Annotated in this window: 16 protein-coding genes and 2 pseudogenes; 10 read left to right on the forward strand and 8 right to left on the reverse strand. The window is 61.9% G+C overall.

Annotation, left to right across the window (positions count from 1 at the left end):
* The 7 genes and pseudogenes from rho to VFE81_RS18560 all read left to right on the forward strand — a co-directional run.
* Window positions 1-426, forward strand: a pseudogene (gene rho, locus VFE81_RS18530) (transcription termination factor Rho); the annotation flags it as partial.
* Window positions 427-607: 181 nt separating this feature from the next.
* A complete protein-coding gene (locus tag VFE81_RS18535; RefSeq protein ID WP_325045986.1) occupies window positions 608-1,168 on the forward strand; it encodes a MerR family transcriptional regulator in 561 nt (186 codons plus the stop codon).
* A complete protein-coding gene (locus VFE81_RS18540) occupies window positions 1,165-2,721 on the forward strand; it encodes an MFS transporter (RefSeq protein WP_325045987.1) in 1,557 nt (518 codons plus the stop codon). Before VFE81_RS18535 ends, VFE81_RS18540 begins: the two co-directional genes overlap by 4 nt.
* A 15-nt stretch (window positions 2,722-2,736) precedes the next feature.
* A complete protein-coding gene (locus VFE81_RS18545) occupies window positions 2,737-3,570 on the forward strand; it encodes a M90 family metallopeptidase (protein ID WP_325045988.1) in 834 nt (277 codons plus the stop codon).
* 244 nt (window positions 3,571-3,814) lie between these two features.
* The gene (locus tag VFE81_RS18550; protein WP_115782860.1) at window positions 3,815-4,081 is read left to right on the forward strand and encodes a type B 50S ribosomal protein L31; all 267 of its coding nucleotides are present in this window, start codon (window positions 3,815-3,817) and stop codon (window positions 4,079-4,081) included.
* Between the two features lie 291 nt (window positions 4,082-4,372).
* The gene (locus VFE81_RS18555) at window positions 4,373-6,130 is read left to right on the forward strand and encodes a glycosyltransferase family 39 protein (protein ID WP_325045989.1); all 1,758 of its coding nucleotides are present in this window, start codon (window positions 4,373-4,375) and stop codon (window positions 6,128-6,130) included.
* Window positions 6,131-6,132: 2 nt separating this feature from the next.
* Window positions 6,133-7,512: an MATE family efflux transporter gene (locus VFE81_RS18560; RefSeq protein WP_325045990.1), complete on the forward strand. Its 1,380-nt coding sequence runs from the start codon at window positions 6,133-6,135 to the stop codon at window positions 7,510-7,512.
* A 235-nt stretch (window positions 7,513-7,747) separates the two neighbouring features.
* Here the strand turns inward: VFE81_RS18560 and VFE81_RS18565 are convergent, their stop codons facing one another.
* Window positions 7,748-8,176 carry a carboxymuconolactone decarboxylase family protein gene (locus tag VFE81_RS18565; RefSeq protein ID WP_325045991.1) on the reverse strand — a complete coding sequence of 143 codons (429 nt, stop codon included), beginning with the start codon at window positions 8,174-8,176 and terminating at the stop codon, window positions 7,748-7,750.
* Entirely contained in the window at window positions 8,128-8,622 is a 495-nt protein-coding gene (locus VFE81_RS18570) for a MerR family transcriptional regulator (protein ID WP_325045992.1), read from the reverse strand. Before VFE81_RS18570 ends, VFE81_RS18565 begins: the two co-directional genes overlap by 49 nt.
* 312 nt (window positions 8,623-8,934) lie before the next feature.
* On the opposite strand from VFE81_RS18570, the gene VFE81_RS18575 reads away from it, so the two are divergent.
* Complete coding sequence (locus tag VFE81_RS18575; protein WP_325045993.1) at window positions 8,935-9,525, forward strand: ComEA family DNA-binding protein; 591 nt, start codon at window positions 8,935-8,937, stop codon at window positions 9,523-9,525.
* Window positions 9,526-9,696: 171 nt separating this feature from the next.
* Window positions 9,697-10,131 (forward strand): annotated as a pseudogene (locus tag VFE81_RS18580) (YidB family protein); the annotation flags it as partial.
* 141 nt (window positions 10,132-10,272) lie between these two features.
* On the opposite strand, the gene clpB reads toward VFE81_RS18580, so the two are convergent.
* Both clpB and VFE81_RS18590 read right to left on the reverse strand, forming a co-directional pair.
* Window positions 10,273-12,870, reverse strand: coding sequence for an ATP-dependent chaperone ClpB (gene clpB, locus VFE81_RS18585; RefSeq protein ID WP_325045995.1), 2,598 nt, complete (start codon window positions 12,868-12,870; stop codon window positions 10,273-10,275).
* A 118-nt stretch (window positions 12,871-12,988) separates the two neighbouring features.
* Window positions 12,989-13,486 (reverse strand): Rrf2 family transcriptional regulator, encoded by a 498-nt coding sequence (locus VFE81_RS18590; RefSeq protein ID WP_325045996.1) that lies wholly within the window; start codon window positions 13,484-13,486, stop codon window positions 12,989-12,991.
* Window positions 13,487-13,789: 303 nt separating this feature from the next.
* Between VFE81_RS18590 and VFE81_RS18595 the strand changes: the two genes are divergently transcribed.
* Entirely contained in the window at window positions 13,790-14,332 is a 543-nt protein-coding gene (locus tag VFE81_RS18595; RefSeq protein ID WP_325045997.1) for a group III truncated hemoglobin, read from the forward strand.
* Window positions 14,333-14,510: 178 nt separating this feature from the next.
* Here the strand turns inward: VFE81_RS18595 and moaE are convergent, their stop codons facing one another.
* The 4 genes from moaE to thrC all read right to left on the reverse strand — a co-directional run bounded on the left by moaE (window position 14,511) and on the right by thrC (window position 18,486).
* A complete protein-coding gene (gene moaE, locus VFE81_RS18600; protein ID WP_325045998.1) occupies window positions 14,511-14,987 on the reverse strand; it encodes a molybdopterin synthase catalytic subunit MoaE in 477 nt (158 codons plus the stop codon).
* Window positions 14,988-15,045: 58 nt separating this feature from the next.
* Complete coding sequence (gene moaD, locus VFE81_RS18605) at window positions 15,046-15,303, reverse strand: molybdopterin converting factor subunit 1 (protein WP_325045999.1); 258 nt, start codon at window positions 15,301-15,303, stop codon at window positions 15,046-15,048.
* Window positions 15,304-15,329: 26 nt separating this feature from the next.
* Window positions 15,330-16,562 (reverse strand): gephyrin-like molybdotransferase Glp, encoded by a 1,233-nt coding sequence (glp, locus tag VFE81_RS18610; RefSeq protein ID WP_325046001.1) that lies wholly within the window; start codon window positions 16,560-16,562, stop codon window positions 15,330-15,332.
* 472 nt (window positions 16,563-17,034) lie between these two features.
* A complete protein-coding gene (gene thrC, locus VFE81_RS18615) occupies window positions 17,035-18,486 on the reverse strand; it encodes a threonine synthase (RefSeq protein WP_325046000.1) in 1,452 nt (483 codons plus the stop codon).
* Window positions 18,487-18,620 lie beyond the last annotated feature (134 nt).

The following is an 18,620-nucleotide window of genomic DNA, read 5'->3' on the forward strand; positions in this document are numbered from 1 at the left end:
GGCAAGGTGTTGACGGGTGGTGTCGACGCAAACGCGCTGCAACGTCCGAAGCGCTTCTTCGGCGCGGCGCGCAATATCGAGGAAGGCGGATCGCTGACCATCATCGGCACGGCGCTGATCGAAACCGGCAGCCGGATGGACGATGTGATCTACGAAGAGTTCAAGGGCACGGGCAACATGGAAGTGCACCTGGAACGCCGCCTTGCTGAAAAGCGCGTCTATCCGTCGATCAACCTGAACAAGTCCGGCACGCGCCGTGAAGAACTGCTGATCAAGCCCGAAGTCCTGCAAAAGATCTGGGTGCTGCGCAAGTTCATTCACGACATGGACGAAGTCGAGTCGATGGAATTCCTGCTCGACAAGATTCGCCAGACGAAGAGCAACTCCGAGTTCTTCGACATGATGCGTCGTGGCAGCGGCGGCTAAAGCTTCACGTCGAAATAGCTGCACTGCATAAGAAAGCCGCTCGCCAGAAACGAGCGGTTTTTTTTCGTCCGCAATATTTCGCCCCAAAGAATAGGTAAGAATGGGTGTTAGTGCACGAACCTGTACGTGAACGTACACGTTGCAGTACAATGCGTTCCGTCCGTCATGCCTGCCCCACCTTATGTCGAAGGACTCGCCCGCCCTGCTCACCGTACGTGACGCCGCTGAACGCCTCGGCGTCACGTCGCGCACGCTGAAGTATTACGAGGAACGCGGCCTCGTCTCGCCTACCCGCAGCGAAGGCCGCTATCGGCTTTACGACGAGGAAGACCTGAAGCGCTTCGGCCGTATTCTGCGCCTGCGCTCGCTCGGCTTTTCACTGCACGGCATCACCGAAATGCTCAAGCGCCCGCTCGAACCGGTCGAAGGCGGCCATCGCTATTCCTCCGAATCGCTGCAGCAGATTCGCGACGCCATCTCGGAACAGGTCGAAGCGCTCGATGCCCGCATCGAAACGATGCGCCGCGAACTCAAGGAAGCGCAGAAACTGCGAGTCGAACTAAGTCCCGACCTCGACTATCTTGAACGACGCCTCGCTGGAGAAAATGCGGACGCGTTACTCGAGCAGCGCCGCAACGCGCGCGCCAAGGCGACCACCACACCGCAAGGAGGACGCAGAAAGACACGAAATGAAGTCGCGCCTGATACTGCGCCCGACTCCGACTCGGATCCGTCCGCATGAGTGCCGCACCTTCCCGCACGCCGTTGTTCAGCGTCGTAAAACTGCGCGGCGATTTTTTCCCGTGGGTGCTGGCTGTCGTCACCGGCCTCGACTATTTCGACAACGCGATCTTTTCGTTTTTCACCAGCTACATTGCAGGCGGCATCAACGCGTCGCCGGATGAACTGGTGTGGGCCTCGAGCGCCTATGCAGTAGCGGCCGTGCTCGGCATCCTGCAGCAGCAATGGTGGGTCGAGCGCTTCGGCTACCGGCGCTACGTGGCCGGCTGCATGCTGCTCTATTCAGTTGGCGCGATCGCCGCCACTTTGTGCGAGTCGTCGATCGAACTCGCGTTCGCGCGCGGCTTTCAGGGCTACTTCATCGGCCCGATGATGGGCACCTGCCGCATCCTGATCCAGATGAGTTTCACGCCACAGCAGCGGCCTGCGGCAACCCGTGCTTTTCTGGTGCTGATCGTGCTGAGCAGTGCGCTTGCGCCGTTGATCGGCGGCCAACTGGTCGCGCATTTCGACTGGCGCGCGCTATTCGCCTGCACCGCGCCGGCCGGCGTGCTGTTTGCCATTCTCGCCCTGCTCGCGCTGCCGGACACCGGTAACCGCTTGCCGGAGGAGCGTGGCGCGGCGCACTTCTGGCCTTATCTGATCTTCGCATTCGCGCAAGGCGCGTTGCAAATCGTCATGCAACAAGTGCGGTTCCAACTGTTCAGCGCCTCGCCGGGGCTGATTCTGCTGACGGTCGCGGGCGTCGTCGCGCTCGGCTGGTTCGCATACCAGCAATGGCACCATCCGGCGCCGCTGGTGCGCCTGCATGCGCTGCGCGAAAAAGTGTTTCAGGTCGGGCTCGTGCTGTACATGTTCTACTACTACATCTCGACCGTATTCAGCTATCTGACGTCGCGTTTTCTCGAGAGCGGCCTCGGCTATCCGGTCGAGAATACCGGGCGGCTGGTCGGCGTGACGTCGCTGATTTCGGCGAGTGCCCTGTTCGTCTATCTGCGTTACGCGAAGCTCCTGCCGCGCAAGAAGTGGATTATCGTACCGGGCTTCGCGGTGGCCGCGTTCGCCGCGGCGTGGATGACGCGCATGTCGCCGGGCGTGGGCCAAGCGGCGCTAATCGTGCCAATGCTGCTGCGCGGCTTGCTGTTGCTGTTCATCGTGCTGCCGGTCGCCAATCTGACGTTTAGAATCTTCGCCATTGAAGAATTCACGCATGGCTACCGGCTAAAAAACATCGTGCGGCAACTGACCATCTCGTTCGCGACGGCCTCGGTGATCATCGTCGAACAACATCGGCAGGCGTTGCATCAAGCTCGCCTCGCAGAGTTCGTGAATCCGTACAATCCGTTGTTCCAGAATTCGCTCGCGGCGTTGACCAGCGGCTTCAGCGCCGCCGGCCGCTCGCCGTCCGAGGCGCATTCACTTGCGATAGTGGAAATCAGCCGGACGGTCGCGCAGCAGGCAAGCTTCCTGACTTCGTTGGACGGCTTCTATTTCCTGATCGGCGTTGCGATATGCGGCGGCATTTTCGCCGCGTGGCAAAAACAGATCGACTAGGGGTTTCATCAGGCTATGCTTTCGAAACTCACCCAATGGCTCGGTACGCGCCGCCGTGACCGCGCACTGCGCGACTACGCGATCGACGACGCTCTTTGGCAAGCCACGCTAGACGGCCTGCCGTTCCTCGCACATCTCGAGGCGCCGGATCGTGCGCGTCTGCGCGAGCTGACGAGCCTCTTTATCGCGCAAAAGGAATTTTCGACCGCGCACGAACTCGAGTTGACCGACGCCATGACTGTGGCGATCGCCGCGCAAGCGTGTCTGCCGGTGCTGAATCTGAGCCTCGAGTTGTATCGCGGCTGGGTCGGCGTGATCGTCTATCCGGGCGAGTTCGTGATCCGCAAGACGGTTGAAGACGAAGACGGCGTGGTGCACGAAGTCGAGCACGACGCGAGCGGCGAAGCATGGGAAGGCGGCCCCGTGGTGTTGTCGTGGGAAGACGCGCAGATGACCGGCGGCACTGACGCCTATAACGTCGTGATTCATGAATTCGCGCACAAGATCGACATGCTGACCGGCGAGGCGGACGGCCATCCGCCGCTCACCCGCCGCTGGCATGCACCGCTCGATTCACAGGCATGGGCCGACGTCTTCGACCATGCATACGACCATTTCTGCACCCAAGTGGACGCGGTGCCGGACAGGCGCTGGGCGCATTTCGAGCGCGATTCGCTGATCGATCCGTATGCGGCGGACCATCCATCGGAATTTTTTGCCGTGTGCAGCGAGGCGCTGTTCGTCCAGCCAAAGGCGTTCGAGGCGGAATATCCCGAGCTATACCGATTGCTGGCGCGATATTACCGTCAGGATCCGGCGCGGGTGGGATTGGCATTCGCTCCGGCCTGACGCCCGCCGCATAAGGGGCGCCGTACCGGCTGCCGCGTGGCAGGCGCACGAGAAACGAACCGGCGCAGCGCCTGCGAAAACGAGGCAAAACGCTGGCAAAAAGGTCGTAGAAAGGTCGTCAAGCGACTGATTTTCTGGCATAATCGCCGTTTTTCGACCATAGGCAAGTGGCTCGCGCCTAGATGCAGTCCGCATTCGTAGCGGCTGCTCGCGGGTTGGCTACCGCCAGATTAAAGGAAAGACCATGAAAGAAGGCATTCACCCGGATTACCGCGAAGTCCTGTTCGTCGACATGTCGATCGACTTCAAGTTTGTAACGCGCTCGACCATCCAGACGCGTGAAACTGCCGAATTCAACGGCAAGACCTACCCGCTCGCCAAGATCGAAGTGTCGTCGGAATCGCATCCGTTCTACACCGGGCAACAAAAGATCATGGACACGGCAGGCCGCGTCGAGAAGTTCAACAAGAAGTTCGGCTCGCGCGCTACCGGCAAGGCAGCTGCGAAGTAATATCCGCCTCGTCGCAGGCCTTGGCCAGCAACGAAGCAGCAGCAAAAAAGGGCAGCGCGAGCTGCCCTTTTTTGTCTCTGCTCCTTTGTCTCCTTATCCCGGACGCCTGTAAGCACCAGGCCGCCCGTTGCGGCACCGTGTTACAGGAACCCCAACGACGTTGCGAGCCACTACCGCCCGTGACGCGCATCGCACGGCACGACTACAATGCCGGATGCTCCAAATTGGCCATTCCGGCCGGACACCCCGTCCGGTCCTGGCTGCACCGCCTATCCGATATCCACACACCGCATGAGACCTGTCGTTCGCCTCACTGCCTCCGCGACCAGTGCATTGCCGCGCTGGTTGCTGCTGACCATCTGTATCGTCTACGCCTTCTTCGGACTGTTCGGCCGGGATCCGTGGAAGAACGAGGACGCAGCCGGCTTCGGCGTCATGTGGACAATGGCCAACGGCGGCGCGCACGACTGGCTGCTGCCAAATCTGGTCGGCAAGTACATGACGGAAGACGGCCCGCTCGGCTACTGGCTTGGTGCAGGTGCGATCCGCGCCCTTGCGCCATGGGTCGACGCGAGCAACGCGTCACGCGTGTTTACGGGCCTGCTGTTTTGCGCGGCCTGCGCGTTCGTCTGGTATGCGGCTTATCTGCTCGGCCGGCGCGCCGAAGTGCAGCCGTTCAAATATGCATTCGGCGGCGAGCCGGAACCGCGCGACTACGGCCGCACCCTCGCCGACGGCGCGCTGCTGATTTTGCTCGCCTGCTTCGGCCTTGCCGAACGCGGCCACGAAACCACGCCGCAGCTAGCGCAGTTCTTCGGCATCGCCATGCTCGTCTATGGGCTCGTGCGAATGATCGACAAGCCAATCCAGGGCGCGTTGATCTGGGGCCTGGCGCTCGGCCTCGTCGCCTTGGCCAGCAGCCCGGTGCTGGTTGGCGCGCTGTTGCTCGGCACCCTGGCGATGGCGCTGATCGTGCGCGAGGCGCGTTCGCGCTGGCTGCTGCTGGGCGGTCTGCCGGTGGCGCTTGCGCTGTCGGTCGCGTGGCCGATCGCCGCGCTTGCCGCCTTTCCCGATGACGCCGTCTGGTATCTGAACCAGTGGGTGCACGTCAGCCTGTCGTCGTTCGCGGGGCCGCCCGGCTCGGTGGCCGCCTACGCACTCAAGAACCTGCCGCTCTTCACGTGGCCGGCCTGGCCGTTGGCGCTCTGGGCGTGGTTCAGCTGGTCGGGCCTGCGGCGTGCGCCGCACGTGGCGATTCCGCTGTCGGTGATTGGGCCGCTGCTCGTGCTGGTCGTGTTGCAGAGCCATCAGTCGAACCGGCTTTACATGCTGCTACTGCCGCCACTCGCGGTGCTGGCCGCCTTCGCGCTGCCCACGCTCAAACGCGGTGCGATCAACGCGATCGACTGGTTCGCGCTGCTGAGTTTCACGATCCTCGGCAGCTTCGTCTGGCTGGTGTACATAGCCGGGCTGACCGGTTTTCCGCACCCGCTCGCGCGCAACCTCGCGCGTCTTGCCCCGGGTTTTGCGCCGCAGTTCAAGATCCTGTCGTTCGTGTGTGCAGTCGCCGTGACGATCTGCTGGTTCGTTCTGGTGCAATGGCGCCTGGCCCGTCATCCGAAAGTCCTGTGGCGCAGCGTGGTGCTCTCGAGCGCCGGCACGACGCTCATGTGGGTGCTGCTGATGACACTGTGGCTGCCGGTCGTCAACTACAGCCGGACCTATAAGGACGTTGCCGAGCAGATCGCGAGCCATCTGCCGGAGGACTACACCTGCATCTCGCCGGTGCGCCTCGGTAACGCGCAGATCGCGACTTTCGCCTATTTCGGCGATATGCATTTCTCATTCAACCAGGATTGCGACGTGATCCTGCGGCAGGACACTCAGGACTTCGGCGATCCAAGCGCGATGTCGGACTTCGTATGGAAGCTGGTGTGGGAAGGCCGTCGCGTGGCCGACCGCGATGAACGCTTCCGCCTGTACGTGCGGATCGACCGTCCGAAGCCGCCGGTCGTCAAACGCCGCAGCTGGCACAAGAAGCCGGACTGATCATGTTCGCCGACGTACGGAAAATCGCCGGGCTCGCATGGCCCGTGTTGATCGGCCAACTGGCGATTATCGCGTTCGGCGTGATCGACACGGCGATGGTCGGCCGCTATTCGGCTATCGATCTAGCCGCACTCGGTCTCGGCTCGTCGATCTATATTTCCGTCTACATCGGTCTGACCGGCATCCTGACCGCGCTGCAACCCATCACCGCGCAACTCTACGGCGCGCGCCGCTATATCGAGATCGGCGAAGAAGTGCGCCAGGCCTTGTGGCTCGCGCTCGCGCTGACCGTGATCGGCTTTCTGATTCTCTATTTTCCGGAGCCCGTGCTGCAATTGGCGCGCGTGCCCGAAGCACTGCACGAGCGCACGGTCGCTTACCTGCAGATTCTGGCGTTCGGCCTGCCGGCCGGCCTCGCCTTTCGCGTCTACAGCTCGATCACCAATGCGGTCGGCAAACCGCGGCTCGTGATGATTCTGCAGATCAGCGCGCTGCTCCTCAAGTTCCCGCTCAATACGTGGTTCATCTTCGGCGGATTCGGCGTGCCGGCGCTCGGCGGCCCGGGTTGCGCACTTGCCAGCACCGCGATCAACTGGGGGCTGGCCGTTGTCGGGATGCTGTTGTTGACGCGCGTCTATGTATTCAAACCGTTCGCGATCTTTGCGCACTTCTGCTGGCCGGTCTGGCGCCGGCAGGCGGCGCAGCTGCGCCTGGGCATTCCGATGGGTCTGTCGTACCTGATCGAAGTCACCTCGTACACGTTCATGGCGCTCTTCATTGCGCGCTTCGGCACGACGACGTTGGCCGGCCACCAGATCGCCGGCAACATCGGCGCGGTGCTCTATATGACGCCGCTGTCGATCGGGATCGCTTCGTCGACACTGGTCGCGCAGGCGCTCGGCGCGCATCGTCCTGAAGCGGCGCGCACGCTGTCGCGGCACGGCATCATGATGGCGGTGGCGATCGCCTGTTGTTATGGCGCGATCGTGCTGGTGCTGCGGCCTTACGTGATCGAAGGCTATACGCCGAATCCGCAGGTCGTGGCGGCAGCGATGCCGCTGGTGCTGATCGTCGTGTGCTATCACCTGTTCGACGCGTTGCAGATTACCACCGCGTTCGTGCTGCGCGCCTACAAGGTGGCGGTCGTGCCGACCGTTATCTATGCGGTTGCGCTGTGGGGTGTGGGGCTCGGCGGCGGCTATGTGCTCGGCTTCAATGTCTTCGGTACCACGCCGGAATGGCTCACCGGCGCGCGCGGCTTCTGGGTCGCGAACACGGTGAGCCTGGCGATTGCGGGCATCGGTTTGCTGCTGTACTGGCGCGGCGTGAGCAAGCGGTATTTGCGCGCCGAAACGGTGGTCAGGGTGGATTCGGCGGTTTGATGGGCTGATCGACTCAGTGGGTTCAATCGGTTTGTGGGCCTGCTGGGCTTGTTCGAGCGAATCGCAGGAGCCAGCGTGCGAAACTGTCACAGCCTGGCCCGCTTATGCTGGCCGGGTTTCTAGGCCGCACAGACGGCGCGTTGTCGAAGCGACATGCAATAACTGACCGTTAGTTGCGTCTTACTCTTCATAAAAAGCGGCTGCGCCCGGCAGCCGCCCGCCCTTCTCTCCTACCTCAGGCCGCTTGCGCTTCCTTCGTCACCTGCTCCTCCGCCAACGCCTGATCGCGCCGCTCGAAAATCTCCCGCGCCGCGAACAGCGCGTTCAGCGCCGCCGGGAAGCCTGCGTAGAGCGCCATCTGCATGAACACCTCGACGATTTCCTCTCGCGTGCAGCCGACATTCAACGCCGCCTCGATATGCACCTTCAACTGCGGTTGCGCGCAGCCGAGCGTCGCCAGCGATGCAATCGTCGCGATCTCCCGCGCGCGCAGATCGAGCTGCGGCCGGCTGTAAATATCGCCGAAGCCGAACTCGATCAGCAGGCGTCCGAAATCCGGTGCGATCGGTGCAAGCGCGGCAATCACCTGCTCGCCGGTCGAGCCGTCGATTTCCTTCAGTTTGTTCCAGCCTCGGGTGTAGCGATCGTTTTGTGCGTGTTCCATGGTGAGTCCTTTTCCGAATGCGAAAGCGATTGGGTTTCGTCGATCTGTCGTGTCGGGATGCTCGCGGCAAGCTGCTGCCCAGCTGTCTCGTAATAGGCGATTTTGTCGATGATCGCGCCGAGATTGCTCTGCAACTCGGCGATCCGCGCCAAAACCGTATCCCGATGCGCCACCAGCATGTCGCGGCGCTCGCCTACCGTCGGTTGACCCTCTGCCCGCAGCGCCGCGAACGCCTGCATTCCGGCGATCGGCATGCCGGTCGCCTTCAGACGCATCAGGAACAGCAGCCAGTCGAGATCGGCCGGTGAATACAGGCGATGCCCCGCCTGCGTACGCCCGACAGCCCGAATCAGGCCGGCCTGCTCGTAGTAACGCAGCGTGTGGGTGGAGACGCCGATCGTTCCGGCGACCTCGCCGATGGTGAGCGCTTTTGACATTTTCGACATGACGGAACTCAGGTTAGGACTTCGAGTGCACTCTAAGTCAAGTAGGCCGCGCTGTCATTTGTCTGCGTGGCCGTTATTTACAGTGATCCGCATTGATCGATAAACTCAGAACGGCTTAATCGCCAGGCAAAATCTTTAAATATTGTCCACCCTGATTTACTTGTCACGATTCGATCGGTATAAATCGTCGGCGTTTGCAAATAAGGGCGCGCAATTTGTTCTATGCTTAAGCGCAGCGAATGCTTACAGGATGCTTCGTCCCGAGTCGTCCCTTAGCGGCTAACTTTTTTTGCCCTCAATGGAGTACTTGCCATGCTGAAGAAGCTTTTGATGCTTTGCGTTGCTTTGGCTTTGTCGCTGTCGGCCGGATTTGCGGCGGCCGTCGAAGTGAATTCCGCCGATCAGGCGGCGCTTGAATCGGTCAAGGGTATTGGTCCGGTGCATGCGAAAGCGATCATCGACGAACGCACCAAGAACGGCCCGTTCAAGGATGCCGACGATCTCGCCACCCGCGTCAAAGGCATCGGCACCAAATCGGTGACCAATCTCGAAACGGCCGGTCTGACGATCAACGGCTCGTCCACACCGCCTGCAGGCGCCAAGGCTGCCGCGAAGTCCAGCAGTACCGCGAGCACCAAGGCGGCACCGGCGGCAGCGCCCGCAGCGACTACCGCCGCGGCGACGACAGCACCGGCGGCGCCTGCCGCGGCATCCGGCACCAAGGCGTCGAAGTCAAAGAAAAAGAGCAAGGCCGAAGCGTCCGACGCGGCGGCAGCTTCCGCGCCGGCGGCGACAGCGGCCGCTGCCAGCGCGCCCGCCGACGCATCCGGCACCAAGGCATCGAAGAAGAAGGCGAAGAAGAGCAAGGCTGCATCGGCTGCGGCAGCCTCTGGCGGCGCATAAACTGGGTAGAGCACCGGCAGCTGGCGGCAGCGCTGGTCACGTGTGATGTACGCGTGATAGCCACATAAGCGCCGCCCCGCTCCCGTCGCCTTCCCTCCACCGGCGCCGCGCGACCGCGCGGCGTTTTCACCCGCTGACTCGTCAAACACGGGTCGGCATTCAAGAGAGACCGTCATGAGCCTACTCGACACACTCGGTTCCCTGGTTGGCAAATCGCCTGAAGGCGGTGGTGGCCAGCAAGCCCTCGTTTCAGCCGCACTGGAATTCGTCAACAACCAGCCGGGCGGTCTGAACGGCCTGATCAGCAGCTTCAAGGAAAAGGGCCTCGGCGACGTCGTTTCGTCGTGGGTCAGCAACGGCGAGAACCAGGCGATCACCCCGGATGCGCTGCATAGCGTGCTCGGCTCGGACACCGTCGCCAACCTCGCAGCCAAAGCCGGCGTACAGCCGGATCAGGTCACCGGACTCCTGTCGCAGATCCTGCCGCACGTCGTCAACGCAGCGACGCCAGAAGGTGAAGTACCCGCCGAAGGCAAGCTGAATTCGACAACCGTGCTCGGCGCGCTCGGCGGCCTGTCCGCGCTGTTTGGCAAGGGCAACGCGTAAGCAGCTTTACCCGTCGCCGCCATGTAGCATGGCAAAAGCGGGCGAAAAAAGCGGCAACGAAGTCACCTTCGTTGCCGCTTTTTAACGTCCGCAGGAACGGCTCAACCACTGCCGCTTCCTGCCTCGCCCAACGCGTTTCGCTTAATGCACGACGCGATCGAACACCAGCTTGCCGTCTTCCACTTCGACCGGAATCACGTCCTTCGGACCGAACTTGCCGGCCAGGATCAGCTTGGCGACCGGATTCTCGATCTCCTGCTGGATTGCGCGCTTCAACGGCCGCGCCCCGAACAGGGGATCGTAGCCGACCTTGCCGACATGCTCCAGGGCCGCGTCCGACACCACCAGTTGCATGTCGAGCTTGGCAAGCCGTTCATGCAGACGCTGCAATTGAATCCGCGCGATCGACTGGATGTTCGAACGGTCGAGTGCATGGAACACCACGACGTCGTCGATCCGGTTCAGGAACTCAGGGCGGAAGTGCAGCTTCACTTCTTCCCAGACCGCATCCTTCACCGCTTCCTGCGGCTCGCCGACCATCGCCTGGATCACCTGCGAACCGAGGTTCGACGTCATCACGATCACCGTGTTCTTGAAGTCCACAGTACGGCCCTGGCCGTCGGTCATGCGGCCGTCGTCGAGCACTTGCAGCAGCACGTTGAACACGTCCGGATGCGCCTTCTCGATTTCGTCGAGCAGGATCACGCTGTACGGCTTGCGGCGCACGGCTTCCGTCAGGTAACCGCCTTCTTCGTAGCCGACGTAGCCCGGCGGCGCGCCGATCAAACGCGCGACGCTATGCTTCTCCATGAATTCGCTCATGTCGATACGGATCAGATGATCTTCCGAATCGAACAGGAACGACGCCAGTGCTTTGCACAACTCGGTCTTACCCACGCCGGTCGGCCCGAGGAACAGGAACGAGCCATACGGCCGGTTCGGATCCGCCAGACCCGCACGCGAACGGCGAATCGCATCGGCCACCGCGGTGATCGCTTCGTCCTGACCGACCACCCGGTCGTGCAGTTTCTCTTCGATCTGCAGCAGCTTTTCGCGCTCACCTTGCATCATGCGTGACACCGGAATGCCGGTGGAGCGCGAGACGACTTCTGCGATTTCCTCCGCGCCCACTTGCGTGCGCAACAGGCGCGGGCGTGTCGGGTTGCTCTGCTCTTTCGCTTCCGCCTGAGTCACTTCCTTCAACTGCGCTTCGAGACCCGGCAGCTTGCCGTACTGCAACTCGGCGACCTTCTCGAGCTTGCCTTCACGCTGCAAACGGACTATTTCCGCACGCGTTTTTTCGATATCTTCCTTCAGCTGCGCGCTACCCTGCACCGCCGCTTTCTCCGCGGTCCAGATTTCTTCGAGGTCCGAGTATTCACGATCCAGCCGCTCGATTTCCTCTTCGATCAGTTGCAGACGCTTTTGCGACGCTTCGTCCTTTTCCTTCTTGACGGCTTCGCGCTCGATCTTCAACTGGATCAACCGACGATCGAGCCGATCCATTTCTTCCGGCTTCGAATCGATTTCCATCTTGATCTTCGAAGCGGCTTCGTCGATCAGATCGATTGCCTTGTCCGGCAGGAAACGATCCGTGATGTAGCGATGCGACAGCTCGGCCGCCGCGACGATCGCCGGGTCGGTGATGTCGACGCCGTGATGCAATTCGTATTTCTCCTGCAGACCGCGCAGGATCGCGATGGTCGCCTCAACCGACGGTTCGTCGACGAGCACCTTCTGGAAGCGGCGCTCGAGCGCGGCGTCTTTTTCGATGTACTTGCGATACTCATCGAGCGTGGTGGCGCCAACGCAATGCAACTCGCCGCGCGAAAGCGCCGGCTTGAGCATATTGCCCGCGTCCATTGCGCCTTCGGCCTTGCCCGCGCCGACCATCGTATGAATTTCGTCGATGAAAACGATGGTCTGGCCTTCGTCTTTCGCGATGTCGCTCAGCACGGCCTTCAGGCGTTCTTCGAACTCGCCGCGATATTTCGCGCCGGCCAGCAACGCCGCCATGTCCAAAGACAGCACGCGCTTGCCTTTCAGCGTTTCCGGCACTTCGCCGTTGACGATACGCTGCGCGAGGCCTTCGACGATCGCGGTCTTACCCACACCCGGCTCGCCGATCAGCACCGGATTATTCTTGGTGCGGCGTTGCAGGATCTGGATCGAACGACGAATTTCGTCGTCGCGGCCGATCACGGGGTCGAGCTTGCCGGCCCGCGCGCGCTCGGTCAGATCGACGGTGTATTTCTTCAGCGCTTCACGCTGGCTTTCCGCGTCCTGGCTATGCACCTGCGAACCGCCGCGCACCGCCGCGATCGCGCTCTCCAGCGACTTGCGCGACAGACCGTGCTGACGCGCGAGACGGCCGGCCTCGCCTTTGTCGTCGGCGATCGCGAGCAGGAACATCTCGCTCGCGATGAACGTGTCATTGAGTTTTTGTGCTTCTTTGTCCGCCTGATTCAGCAGGCCAGTCAGCTCGCGACCGATCTGCACGTTGCCGTCTGTGCCCTGCACCTGCGGCAAGCGCGTGATGGCATCGTTCAGGGCGGTTTGCAGCGCCTGGACATGCACGCCGGCACGTGAGAGCAGCGAACGCGCCGAACCATCCTGCTGGGCGACGAGCGCCGAGAGGACATGAACTGGTTCAATGTATTGATTGTCATGACCGACGGCCAGACTCTGCGCGTCGGCCAGTGCTTCCTGGAATTTAGTGGTGAGTTTGTCGATTCTCATCAAGAGACCTCCAATTTCGATTACCACCAAATTGAGGCGTTTTACGCAGGTTTCAAGCGCTTTTTTGCAATCAGTAGCAACTATTTAACATTTGACGCGCGAGAACTTGCCAGCCGGCTCAGGAAAGCGGTACAGCGCCGCCAGCAGGCGCGACCGGCACGATCGGAATGACAGTGCTTAAACCTAGCAGCGCAGCCAGTGGACCGTGCGGCTCTGCAACCTCGCCGATCGTATAGCGGTCGAGTTCGGCGAGGAACGCGTTGCGCGCCGCCTCGATCGCGCCGCGCAGACGGCAGTGCGGTGTAATGACACATGCCCGGCGCTCACCTTGCCGGTCCGGGAAGCACACAACCAGAGCAAAGTCGCTTTCAGTGGCTCGCACAATCTCGCCCACGGTCAGCGCGCTAGTTCGTTCGGCGAGCCGCAGGCCGCCGTTACGCCCGCGCACGGTCTCCACCCAGCCGAGTTCGCCGAGTTGCTGCACCACCTTCATCAAATGGTTCTTGGATATGCCGTACGCGTCCGAGATGTCCTGGATGGTCGCCAGGCCTTCGCCACGGACAGCGAGGTACAGCAGGACGCGTAGTGAGTAATCCGTATAGTCGGTCAGTCTCATAAGTGCAGGTGCCACATGAGCGCAAGCCGCGATCCGGGGGATAACCGCGTCGATGCAAGGGTTGCCGGGGGCCGTCGCTTCGCCATAAGATGCAGGCGTCACGCATATTTTATTATTCTGCGCTGACAGTCGGTGTTTGTCTTTCGGCAGTAATGGTAACGTTTCCCGCAGAGGCCGTTTATGTGAAAAGCGGGGTATTTGCGGCCTACTTCCTTTCGTTTGGGCGCAGTTCGAGGTCATTCCTGACGGTCTGTGGCGCTGTGTGGCGACTCACAATGAATAACCGCATTATCTGGAATTTGCATGAATCCATCTTTTCCTCCCGCACCGATTGTCGAGCGCGCCGCCGAGCCTACTGAGGCGAATATTCGCGAGCTCGTCTACGGCTTTTACGACCGCGTAAGGGCCGATCCGTTGCTTGGCCCGGTGTTCGACGCGACGCTGGCGGGCCGTTGGGACGATCACCTGCCCAAGATGTGCACGTTCTGGGGCAGTCTGGTGCTGGGCGCGAAGCAATACCGCGGCAATGTGCAACTGGCGCATCAGCCGCTCGAGGGCGTCGAGCCGCAGCATTTCAGCCGCTGGCTGTACCTGTTTCTGGATACGGTGGAGTCGCGCTATGAACCGGCTGCGGCGGTCCGCTTCATGGAACCGGCGCTGCGTATCGCGCAGAGCTTACAGTTGAGCCGCTTCGGCTGGGACTACAAGATTCCGGCCGAACAGCAGGCGTTGCTGGAGCGTGTCGCGCCGAAGCGTCCGCGTAACGATGATGATTCACACGACGCCACGCGCCCGCGCGACGAGCCGTTTCCAACACGAATCATCGGTAAAGCGCGGGACGAATGACACGCTTGCTTTAGCGCGTCTGGCTCGCTCAACAGGCGAGCACCAGGCGCCAAACCGCCGTTTAACGGTCGCGCTGGGACCATTTAGAGGGCAACAAGCTCAAAGAGCGCCGCAGCGCCCCACCACACCATGTTCGCCCTCCGCCGAGGCCACCGCACGGACGGCACGAGGACGCGCCCTAATCCTCAGCCCGATTTCCCGATTCGAAACCCCAACGAGCCAGCGCCGCGTCGTCGGTGACGCGGGCATCGACCCAGCGCTCGCCTTCTTCGGTCTTCTCTTTCTTCCAGAACGGCGCCTGGGTCTTCAGATAGTCCATCACGAACTCACACGATGCGAAGGCGTCGCCCCGATGTGCGGCGGTGGTTGCCACCAGCACGATCTGGTCGAGCGGATAAAGCTTGCCGACCCGATGCACGATCAGCACCTCGATCCCCGGCCAACGTTCACGCGCGCTCACGACGATCGCTTCCAGCGACTTCTCCGTCATGCCCGGATAGTGTTCGAGTTCCATGGTTTCGACCGCGCTGCCGTCGTTCAGATCGCGCACGGTGCCGACAAAACAGGCCACGGCGCCGATTTTCGGATTGCGCGCGCGCAACGCGGCCACCTCGGCGGTGAGGTCGAAATCTTCCGTCTGGACGCGAACGGGCATCTCTGGCTCCTGTGCGGCTTAGCGGGTTTAGCGTGGTTGAGCGGCGATCCGGCGTGGCTCAACCGCCAGTGACGGGCGGAAAGAACGCGACTTCGCAACCTTCGGTGATGCGCGTACCCGCATCGGTCATCACGTGATTGCAGGCCATGCGCAGCGCGCGGCCTTCGGCTAGGGTGTCGGCCCAGATGCCGCCGCGCACGCGCAACCAGGCGCGCACGTCGCCGACGGTCGCAATGCCGTCGGGCAGATCGACCGATTCGTCAGCGGTTTCGAGCGCTTCGCGCACGCTTGCAAAATATCGAAGTTGAATCTTCATCGGGAAACCGCCGGCTATTGCCGGCCTCAGTTGAGCAATTCGGAAAAGGGAATGAAACGCACGGTTTCGCCGACGCTGATAGCGTGGTTCGGCGGATTGTCGATCAGGCCATCACCCCATACGGTCGATGTCAGCACGGCGGAGCTCTGATTCGGAAACAGATCGAGGCCGCCGGCCGCATTGACGCGCGCGCGCAGAAATTCGTTGCGACGGTCGGCCTTGTTCTGCGTGAAATCGGCGCGCAGCGACAGCGCACGCGGCGCCACTGTCCGCATGCCGGCCAGAAGCAGGACGAACGGGCGAACGAACAGCAAAAAGGTCGCAAAGCTGGAGACCGGGTTGCCCGGCAGGCCGATGAAGAAGGTTTCGGCTGACGTAGCCGCATCTGCCTGCTGCGCAGCACGGCGCACCGCGCCGAACGCGAGCGGCTTGCCGGGTTTCATCGCGATCTGCCACATCGACAGACGCCCTTCGGCCTCGACTGCTGGCTTCACGTGATCCTCCTCGCCTACCGACACGCCGCCGCAGGTGAGGATCAGATCGTGAGCTTGCGCGGCTTCGCGCAGCGTCGCGCGGGTAGCGTCGAGTTTATCGGGGACGATGCCGTAGTCGGTGACGTCGCAGCCCAGTTTTTCCAGCAGCCCGCGCAGCGTGAATCGGTTCGAGTTGTAGATCGCGCCAGGTTTCAGCGGCTCGCCAGGCATGGTCAGTTCGTCGCCGGTGAAGAACACGGCGACTTTTACGCGACGGTACACCTGGAGTTCAGCGCAGCCGACCGAGGCGGAGAGCCCCAATGCCTGCGGCGTCAGGCGCGTGCCGGCCGGGAGAATGATCGAGCCGCTGCGGATGTCCGCGCCTTGGGCTGTGATCCATTCGCCGGATGCCGGGCTGTGGAGGATCGTGACTTCGTTGCCGGCGGTCTCGGTCTGCTCCTGCATGACGATCGCGTCTGCGCCTGGCGGCACTGTGGCGCCCGTGAAGATGCGGGCGGCCGTACCTGGCTTTAGCGGCTCGGGCGCGTGGCCCGCTGGAATGCGTTGGGAGACCGGCAAGCGGCGGTTGCCGGTCTCTGCCAAGTCCGCGGTGCGGATCGCGTAGCCGTCCATTGAACTGGTGTTCATTGGAGGGACGTCTAGCGGCGAAATAACGTCAGCCGATAGCACGCGGTTGAGCGCGTCTAGCGTGGGGATCGATTCCGTGCCGGTGATCGGGCTCGCTGCGCTGAGCAGGATCGCCAACGCTTCGGCGGTGGAGAGCATCGGAGCGCGGGGCGTTGGGGTGGACATCGTCTGGTCTCGAAGCCGCAGGTTTAAAGGAATATTGTAGCGGTCGATTGCGGTGGCCGGTGGCGGCTTGGGGTTATGGTGGTTTTTTTGCCTTTGGCGGTGGTGTTTTTCTGTGCGCTTACGGCGTTGGCCTTTGCTTGAATTCTTATTGGTTTATTAGCGTCGCCCCTGTGCGGGGCGGGCACCTACTTTTCTTTGCCTGCTGCAAAGAAAAGTAGGCAAAAGAAAGCAGCTCAAACCGCTAGTCCTTAAGCGGGTCCCCTGGCTTGGAGGAGGCAGTGGTGCATCTGGAATCAGTTTTCTCGCACATTCGGCCCCGGTGACAAGGCCGTCATTCTTCCGGCGGCGCTGCGCGCGCCGTAGCGGTATTTCTTGAAACCAATGGCTCCGTTATCACCTCATCCGTCGCATCGGCGCGACCCCGTCGCGCTCGATGCTCACAGTGTTACTCGCCCGTGTTTGCGACGATGAAGTCCTTCACGTGCTGGACGTCCGCCGGTAGCACTTCGAATCGCTGCGGCAGCGACTCCAGACCCGAAAACGCGGCCGGGCGCTCCGGTTCGCGCAGCAGCGCTTCGCGGATCGTCTCGCCGAATTTGATCGGCTGCGCCGTCTCCAGCACGATCATCGGGATGCCCGCCTGCAAATGCTCGCGTGCCACCTTCAGGCCGTCTGCCGTGTGCGTGTCGATCATCGTGTCGTAACGCTCGAAAACATCGCGAATCGCGTCCACGCGGTCCTCGTGGCTGCTGCGGCCCGACACGAAACCGAATTCCTTCACGCGCGCAAAATCGCCGCTCGCCGCCAGGTCGAAACCGCCCTTCTCTTCGACGTCGCGGAACAACTGCAGCACGCGCGCCGGGTCGCGGCCCAGCAGATCGAACACGAAGCGCTCGAAGTTCGAAGCCTTCGAAATGTCCATGCTCGGGCTGCTCGTGTGGTACGTCTCAGCCGCCTTGCGCACGCGGTAAATACCGGTGCGGAAGAACTCGTCGAGCACGTCGTTTTCGTTCGTGGCGACCACCAGCTTCTCGATCGGCAAACCCATCATGCGCGCGATGTGACCCGCGCACACATTGCCGAAATTGCCCGACGGCACCGTGAAGGACACGCGTTCGTCGTTCGACTTCGTCGCGGCAAAGTAGCCCTTGAAGTAGTACACGACCTGCGCCACGACGCGCGCCCAGTTGATCGAGTTGACCGTGCCGATCTTGTACTTCGCCTTGAATGCGTGGTCGTTCGAGACAGCCTTCACGATGTCCTGGGCGTCGTCGAATACGCCCTCGACCGCGATGTTGAAAATATTGGGGTCCTGCAGGCTGTACATCTGCGCCGTCTGGAACGCGCTCATCTTCTTGTGCGGCGACAGCATGAACACGCTAATACCCTTTTTACCGCGCATCGCGTATTCCGCGGCGCTGCCGGTGTCGCCCGACGTTGCGCCCAGAATGTTCAGCGTCTCGCCGTGCCTGGCCAGCGCATATTCGAACAGGTTGCCGATCAGCTGCATCGCCATGTCCTTGAACGCGAGCGTCGGACCGTTCGACAGTTCCAGCAGCGACAGCGGCGCGCCGTTCTCGATACCCAGCGTCTTCAACGGCGTGATCTGCGCGGCGCTTTCGTCGTCGCGCACATGGCAGTAGGTCTCGGCCGTGTAGGTCTTGCGCGTCAGTGCGCGCAGGTCTTCGGCGGGGATGTCGTCGCTGAATTTCGACAGGATCTCGAAGGCGAGGTCCGCGTACGGCAGCGTGCGCCAGCGCGTCAGTTCGTCAGCGGTGACGCGTGGATATTCTGCGGGCAGGTACAGGCCGCCATCTTTCGCGAGACCGCCCAGCAGAATGTCGGAAAACGTATGGCGCTCGCCGGCTCCGGCGCCGCGCGTAGAGAGGTAGTTCATAGTTCGGCCTAGTTCAGCGCTTCCATGCGCAGCTTCGTGACTTGCGAGACAACGGTCTTCAGCGCTTCGATCGTCTTGATCGCCGCGTTGACGTTCTTTTCAACCGTTTCGTGCGTAATCAGGATGATGTCGGT

The sequence above is a fragment of the Paraburkholderia sp. genome (assembly GCF_035656215.1).
Taxonomy (GTDB): domain Bacteria; phylum Pseudomonadota; class Gammaproteobacteria; order Burkholderiales; family Burkholderiaceae; genus Paraburkholderia.

Excerpts from the sequence above, each read along its gene's own strand:
- VFE81_RS18535 (WP_325045986.1), top strand. The coding sequence starts at position 608 with ATGTCGAAGGACTCGCCCGCCCTGCTCACCGTACGTGACGCCGCTGAA.
- VFE81_RS18540 (WP_325045987.1), top strand. The coding sequence starts at position 1,165 with ATGAGTGCCGCACCTTCCCGCACGCCGTTGTTCAGCGTCGTAAAACTG.
- VFE81_RS18545 (WP_325045988.1), top strand. The coding sequence starts at position 2,737 with ATGCTTTCGAAACTCACCCAATGGCTCGGTACGCGCCGCCGTGACCGC.
- VFE81_RS18550 (WP_115782860.1), top strand. The coding sequence starts at position 3,815 with ATGAAAGAAGGCATTCACCCGGATTACCGCGAAGTCCTGTTCGTCGAC.
- VFE81_RS18555 (WP_325045989.1), top strand. The coding sequence starts at position 4,373 with ATGAGACCTGTCGTTCGCCTCACTGCCTCCGCGACCAGTGCATTGCCG.
- VFE81_RS18560 (WP_325045990.1), top strand. The coding sequence starts at position 6,133 with ATGTTCGCCGACGTACGGAAAATCGCCGGGCTCGCATGGCCCGTGTTG.
- VFE81_RS18565 (WP_325045991.1), bottom strand. The coding sequence starts at position 8,176 with ATGGAACACGCACAAAACGATCGCTACACCCGAGGCTGGAACAAACTG.
- VFE81_RS18570 (WP_325045992.1), bottom strand. The coding sequence starts at position 8,622 with ATGTCGAAAATGTCAAAAGCGCTCACCATCGGCGAGGTCGCCGGAACG.
- VFE81_RS18575 (WP_325045993.1), top strand. The coding sequence starts at position 8,935 with ATGCTGAAGAAGCTTTTGATGCTTTGCGTTGCTTTGGCTTTGTCGCTG.
- clpB (WP_325045995.1), bottom strand. The coding sequence starts at position 12,870 with ATGAGAATCGACAAACTCACCACTAAATTCCAGGAAGCACTGGCCGAC.
- VFE81_RS18590 (WP_325045996.1), bottom strand. The coding sequence starts at position 13,486 with ATGAGACTGACCGACTATACGGATTACTCACTACGCGTCCTGCTGTAC.
- VFE81_RS18595 (WP_325045997.1), top strand. The coding sequence starts at position 13,790 with ATGAATCCATCTTTTCCTCCCGCACCGATTGTCGAGCGCGCCGCCGAG.
- moaE (WP_325045998.1), bottom strand. The coding sequence starts at position 14,987 with ATGCCCGTTCGCGTCCAGACGGAAGATTTCGACCTCACCGCCGAGGTG.
- moaD (WP_325045999.1), bottom strand. The coding sequence starts at position 15,303 with ATGAAGATTCAACTTCGATATTTTGCAAGCGTGCGCGAAGCGCTCGAA.
- glp (WP_325046001.1), bottom strand. The coding sequence starts at position 16,562 with ATGCTCTCCACCGCCGAAGCGTTGGCGATCCTGCTCAGCGCAGCGAGC.
- thrC (WP_325046000.1), bottom strand. The coding sequence starts at position 18,486 with ATGAACTACCTCTCTACGCGCGGCGCCGGAGCCGGCGAGCGCCATACG.